Genomic DNA, 5,704 nt, shown 5'->3' with positions numbered 1-5,704 from the left:
CTGTAACAAAAATTTTCATGGCATATCCAACCTTTTATGAATTATGAATCGAACCTTCTAAACAAAGCCACTTAGGGCTACTTTTAACTCTTTTTACCTCTTTAGACACCTTCTCTTTGATAAATTTGCCGATAATGATATCGATACGATAAAGATAAATAAAATAATGGGAAATTGTAACGTCCACAATGATTCTGACAAGGCAGATACGATAAAAACCGTGAGACCCAATACGCTGAACTCTTTGAGCTCTGAATCTTTGATTTTTAGTCTAAAAAGTTCAATAAACATCCAAATCATGAGAGCAAATCCAATCAATCCCCCTTGTCCAAGGATCATTAAGTATTGATTATGAAAGTCGTTACTTTGGCACCATTTAATTGTTTCAGGGCTAAAGTTGTGGTTATCTTTGGCTAATACTTCCGTTGCAGCAGATTTGTAAGCTCCAATCCCTACGCCTACGAGAGGGTGTTCACGAATAATATCATAGGTTACAATCCAAAAAGCGGCACGCAGTCCCCATGAGGTATCGAAATTTCCTTCTTGAAACTGTCGAATATCCGAAACACCCTGATCTAAACGCTTTTGAAAGAGATCAATACTGTTATATGCCCCGACAAAAAGGAATGAGCTAAGTGTCAAAAAAATCACAAAGGATTTGATGGTGAGACGATAGTGAATAATGACAGCAACAGCTATTGCCACTAAAAATGCCAGCTGTCCTGTCCGTCCGGTAGAGATCATAAGATTGCCGCTAGAAGTGAGAAAAAATAGCAGCATGGGGAGTTTGGTTCGCCATGTATAGCGATCGGATAAGATTCGGCTCAGGAGAATAGTCGCTGTTGTTGCCAAAAAGATACTGTAGTGGATGTGAAACATAAAAGGGCAAGGATAATCTGAGCCATGACCTTTGAAAGTCCATAGTTCAAAATACATACCATATGCAATGATTTCACTAACAAACATACCGCCTATAAATGCAGTGATGATGTGAGGAAGCCACTCTTTTTTTAGGGATACTGCCAAAATAGGGATTATTATCCAATAGCTGTAAAGTCGTATTTGATTGAGCGCTTCATGCGTTTGACTTGACCATAGCGCTGAGGCAAACATAAAAGCAATAAAAGCTCCCATAGCTACTAATGCACGTGATGTTCTAATGCTTTGCCATGCTTTTGCATAATCTTTACGTACTATAAAAATGGCAACAAACCAAAGGACAAAAAAACTCACCGCCGCACGAGAAAGGGGGAGAGAAAAGGCAAAAGCTAAACTAGAATAGTAAAATATTTTATCGAAAAAAAATTGCGTAAAAAGCTTTGTCATATTAACTCATAAAAAAATAATTCGTTTTTGGTTCGATTTGATTCTTCAGATGAGTAATATGACCTGCATCGTCATGATATACGGTGACGAGTTGACTATCGGAACATTGTTTCAATTCTGATTCATCGATCTGAAAATACTTAGCATAATCACTAGAATGGTAAAGCAAATGTTCACTGGGTGCTTGATGGCGGTTAAGGCGAGATAGTATAAACAAGATGATTGGTGTGCTGACAAGCATATAAACAGCATGTTCAAATGTCACACTGTGTATCTCACCGAAAATCCAATCGGATATTTCACCTGCGGGAGCACCCAATGTGATGATTCGATAAAATACATGAAATACGGGCTTCCACAGGTAAATAAATCCAATCCAAAGTAAGAGCGTCACGAGATCCCAAAAAATTCGTTTGCTTTTGGGTAGTTCGCGACGTTTGTTAATAATTAAAGTTTCCATAGATGATTTATCCTTTTTTCTTTAATTGTTGATGCGCACCACGGTCCGGACTCACCCATCGTGCTCGCCCTTTTTTGCTCAAGAGTACTTTTGGGAGGGCTGTTACGGCTGTAAATAGGTTGAGAATCCAGTATGCGAACGGATACCAAATCATCCAAAAATAGTTTTGTCCTAAACCTTTGTCATAATGTCCATCGAGCCATTTACTGACAGCGAATTGGACTAAACATGTACCGATGAGGATGATGCTTGTTTGATCCGGCAATATCGGTGAATGATCCGGCATCAAATACCCGACAGGAAAAAAGAGGCTTACTATCCATACTGAAAAAACCAAAAGCATGCTGTAAGCCCATAATGTACTAAGCATTAATTCGGTCATCAATCCCCAAAGATGGGTTTGACGGTATGAAAATAACACTTTGAAATTTTTGAGCATGACCTGTGCACCACCCATAGCCCAACGTAAGCGTTGTTTCCAAAGTCCTTTGATAGTTTCAGGCATTAAAATCCATACCAGTGCACGCGGCTCAAAACGGACGTCCCACCCGTTACGCTGTAGCTTCCACGTAATGTCGATATCTTCGGTCAGCATGTCAGGACTCCAGTACCCTACTTCGTGAACGGCTGCTTTTCTAAATCCTGTAATAACGCCTGATACGGTAAATAAGCGTCCGAAACTTCGTTGTGCGCGTTTGATCATACCGACGATAGAAGAGAACTCTCCGACTTGAATTTTGCCTAAAAGTGTTGTACGGTTACGAATACGCGGATTACCCGTCACTGCAGCAACTTCGGGATAGCGGATAAAGTGTTTTGCCATCCAGTACAAACAATATTCATCGATCAACGCATCACCGTCGATTCCGACAAGATATTCGTATTTCGCAAGTAGTGCACCTGCTTGAAGTCCAAGGGCCTTGCCTTGGTTTTCGGCCAAATTGACAACTTTGAGTTTTGGATTGGTTTTGGCTAGTTCCAATAAAATCTCTAACGTATTGTCTTTGCTGCCGTCATTGATGGCGATGACTTCAAATTCCGGATAGTTGACATTGAGTGCATAGGTGATGGTTTCGACGGCATTTTCGCCTTCGTTATAGCATGGGATCAATATGCTGACACCTGGCCATGTTTCGTTCTCTTTTAGAGGAGGAATAGTGTACCCTTCATAAGGCTTTTCATTTTTAAAGTAAAAAAAGATTGCCCCGATAATCCACAAACTGGACATGAAAAGCGGATAATAGAAGACATACCCTAAAACGAAATGCCATAGCAAATGCCAAAAAACTTCAAAAGTCATTACGACCCTTCTTATTTACTATGCATGCGTATCGATTTTGCGGAAAAAACTCTTTGAATCATACTCGCATCCGGAGTATTTGTATAAACATTATCGGGATAATAAGCGATATGATGAACGCCCAAGCCGTATAAATAGTTGATGGTATGTTCTAACTCTTTGGCAGGAATAGATTCATTGTTTTTTCTCCAATTGACCGTTTGCAGTTCCATCACAGTGCGTTCCATTCCACACTGCTCTTGCTTGACATTTTTCACAATATCGTCATAGAATTTTTGATGATTTTCAGCCTCTTCCATATACGGCATTGCCATAATGGCGGTATAGTCGTATTTTTTGATGGATTGAGCCAAACTTTGTGCATACCATTCTTGAGCGTCTTTATGCAATGCAACTTGAGCATAAAGATTACGTGCCGTTTTGAGCCCAGGCTGTTCATTTCTGACTACTTGTGCCAGTTGCATAGCAAAATCATCTAAATAGTCAGTTTTGAGTTTAGTCCATTTCTCAAATTGTTTTCTATCAGCTCTGATTGCACTAACACTGTCCGGCAATCCCCATTTTCTATATTGCTGATGAGCAAACTTGCTGTCATCTTCGAAATCTGACAGTGTGACGTCATCATGGAATAAAATACCATCTATATACGACGATTTCGCTAAGTCTTCATAAATCTCTTTGATCACTTTTCGTGCTTTCGGTGAAAATGGAGACAATCTCGGATATCCCATATTGAGATGGGTCGGATCCACCTGCAATGTCACTACCGTATCGTTGAATGCCGGATTGCTTTTCGGCAATTCCCATGCGATCATAGGCATCCAGGCATAAATGCGTTTTACTTGTGTTCGTGTAGCGATTTGCCAAGCTACACGATTAAATAGGTCGGCACGCATCGGTATATTGCGATTCGGAAAATAGACGTAATCAGCTGCACCGTTGGCGTCAGGATCGGCAAAAGCCTGCAAATAAACCGTGTTAATACCCAAGTTTTTGATCCGGTCGAGTAAGGCACCCAAATTCTTTTCTCGTTGAGCGGGATCCGGATCATAGATATAATCCAGATCAATATGGGCAGCTTTTGTCGTTCGGTCATCATCCACTAAATTTGCATTTCTCGACACCATATTGTGCTCTAAGTCTTTAAGGGTCATTTTCCCCTCAACCAAGATACGTCGAAGTCCCCACAATGGCGTAATACGTGTATTGCTGCCGTCATCCAAGGTTAATCCGACAGGCATGCCTAATTTTTCGGCGATTTTGCGTGATTCGATATTGTAATGCCCATACGGCCAAACCATAACACGCGGCTTTTGACCCGTATATCGTTCTAAATAAATGTTGTTTTCCAATAAGTCATTATAGACACGCTTTTGATAGCTTTTTTCATCTTCATACGTTTTGGTGTCATTGAACCATAGACGAGTCGTAATCGCCGGTTCCGTGTTGCCCTGTGGATTGCCTTGCAGCCCTTCGTGAGATTGATAACTATGGCTGGCAACCTCTGCAAGGCCGCTGTGTATCATTACTCTAATCTCTTTTTGGCTTAAAAACTTGTCACGCGCAATCATTTTGCCGCTGAAATCTACTGTTTTTTTGCCATTGAGCCAACTGCCGACCAATGCGATTACGAAAGGGATTTTATGCTTTTTCAAAATAGGATAGGCATTATCATATACGGATTGATAACCGTCATCAAAGGTAATCAAAACAGCTTTGTTAGGGAGTGCTTTTCCATGTTTACGGTAATTGATAATATCATCGATATTGACAAAGTGATAGCCGTTTTCGATCAACCAATTCATTTGCTGATCAAAATTGGATGGAGATACTGCATATGTTGAGTCCAATGTTTCGCTTTTGTCCGCAATTTCGTGGTAACTCAAAATGGTAAATTCATTCATATTTTGGTCACGGCTGCAGATATTCGGCATTTCGTTAGCTATGAGATATTGACTGGTAAGAGTCAGAAAAACAAAAGAGAGTTTTAGAAGAGGCTTTAGCATTGTCTACACCTGTGGTTGTATTTTTGATAAATATTATACAGTAGGTATACTTTGAAATGCTTATGATTTTATGGAGTGTTTTAGCACTCCATCTCGATAACGTTCCAAGGTAGTCCTTGGGTATTCATCTCATCCATAAACGGATCTGGATCGAGTTGTTCCATATTGAAAACACCCTCCCCCTTCCAGATTCCCTGCACCATCAGTTTTGCTCCGATCACTGCCGGAACACCCGTAGTGTAGGAAACCCCTTGAGATTTTACTTCAGCATAGCACTCTTCGTGATCTTTTACTTGATAGATGTAAATCTTGCGTTTTTTGCCGTCTTTTAGACCCTCTGCGACGATACCGATGTTGGTTTTTCCTTTGGTGCGCGGACCGAGTGATGCCGGATCAGGGAGCAACGTTTTCAAAAACTCAATCGGTACGATTTTCATCCCTTGATGCTCTACCGGTTCGATTCCTAGCATCCCGACATTTTCCAAACATTTCATATGGGTGAGGTAGCTTTGACCGAACGTCATGAAAAAGCGGATACGTTTGAGCCCTTTGATGTGTTTGACGAGCGATTCCATCTCTTCGTGGTAGAGCAAATAGCTATCTTTTGGTCCC

General features: G+C 40.7%; 5 protein-coding genes. All 5 read right to left on the bottom strand.

What is annotated here, in order from left to right; translation table 11 throughout:
- Positions 1–93: 93 nt before the first annotated feature.
- On the bottom strand, positions 94–1,326 hold the full coding sequence (locus JHC35_RS07065; protein WP_295043470.1) for an O-antigen ligase family protein: 1,233 nt from the start codon (positions 1,324–1,326) through the stop codon (positions 94–96).
- 1 nt (position 1,327) lies between these two features.
- Positions 1,328–1,786: a poly-beta-1,6-N-acetyl-D-glucosamine biosynthesis protein PgaD gene (gene pgaD, locus JHC35_RS07060; protein WP_295043467.1), complete on the bottom strand. Its 459-nt coding sequence runs from the start codon at positions 1,784–1,786 to the stop codon at positions 1,328–1,330.
- Between the two features lie 7 nt (positions 1,787–1,793).
- The gene (pgaC, locus tag JHC35_RS07055; RefSeq protein WP_295043464.1) at positions 1,794–3,086 is read right to left on the bottom strand and encodes a poly-beta-1,6-N-acetyl-D-glucosamine synthase; all 1,293 of its coding nucleotides are present in this window, start codon (positions 3,084–3,086) and stop codon (positions 1,794–1,796) included.
- Positions 3,087–3,097: 11 nt separating this feature from the next.
- Complete coding sequence (gene pgaB / locus JHC35_RS07050; RefSeq protein ID WP_295043460.1) at positions 3,098–5,092, bottom strand: poly-beta-1,6-N-acetyl-D-glucosamine N-deacetylase PgaB; 1,995 nt, start codon at positions 5,090–5,092, stop codon at positions 3,098–3,100.
- Positions 5,093–5,172: 80 nt separating this feature from the next.
- A partial coding sequence (locus tag JHC35_RS07045) for a saccharopine dehydrogenase C-terminal domain-containing protein (protein WP_295043456.1) occupies positions 5,173–5,704 on the bottom strand: 532 nt, incomplete at its 5' end.

Source organism: Sulfuricurvum sp., from assembly GCF_022759005.1.
GTDB lineage: Bacteria > Campylobacterota > Campylobacteria > Campylobacterales > Sulfurimonadaceae > Sulfuricurvum.
This window is presented reverse-complemented; position numbering and strand designations above follow the sequence as displayed.

Coding starts and splice junctions, on each gene's coding strand:
- JHC35_RS07065 (WP_295043470.1), bottom strand. CDS start 1,326: ATGACAAAGCTTTTTACGCAATTTTTTTTCGATAAAATATTTTACTAT.
- pgaC (WP_295043464.1), bottom strand. CDS start 3,086: ATGACTTTTGAAGTTTTTTGGCATTTGCTATGGCATTTCGTTTTAGGG.
- pgaD (WP_295043467.1), bottom strand. CDS start 1,786: ATGGAAACTTTAATTATTAACAAACGTCGCGAACTACCCAAAAGCAAA.
- pgaB (WP_295043460.1), bottom strand. CDS start 5,092: ATGCTAAAGCCTCTTCTAAAACTCTCTTTTGTTTTTCTGACTCTTACC.